General features: G+C 54.9%; 1 protein-coding gene. It reads left to right on the top strand.

Annotated elements, in window-relative coordinates; genetic code table 11:
• Positions 1–350 (top strand): M24 family metallopeptidase (locus J4G32_RS20725; protein ID WP_210497524.1); only part of this gene is annotated, 350 nt, incomplete at both ends.

The raw sequence follows: 350 nt of genomic DNA, 5'->3' as shown, positions 1-350 counted from the left end.
GGTTCCTGAGCGCGCGCTACAATTGGATATCGCCGCCAGCAACATCAACCCGAAAGGTGTTATCGACTATCTGCATTACTACCGCGCCTATAAAACGGATTATGAACTGGCCTGTATGCGCGAAGCGCAGAAAATGGCGGTGAGCGGTCATCGTGCGGCGGAAGAGGCCTTCCGTTCCGGCATGAGTGAGTTCGACATCAACCTGGCATACCTGACCGCCACGGGACATCGCGATACTGATGTTCCATACAGCAACATTGTGGCGCTGAACGAACATGCCGCCGTGCTGCATTACACGAAACTGGATCATCAGGCACCGTCTGAAATGCGCAGTTTCCTGCTGGATGCGG

The organism is Microvirga antarctica (assembly GCF_017921815.1).
In the GTDB taxonomy this organism is placed as follows: Bacteria; Pseudomonadota; Alphaproteobacteria; order Rhizobiales; family Beijerinckiaceae; genus Microvirga; species Microvirga antarctica.
Note: the sequence above shows the minus strand (reverse complement) of the source record. Positions and strands in the feature narration are given on the sequence as shown.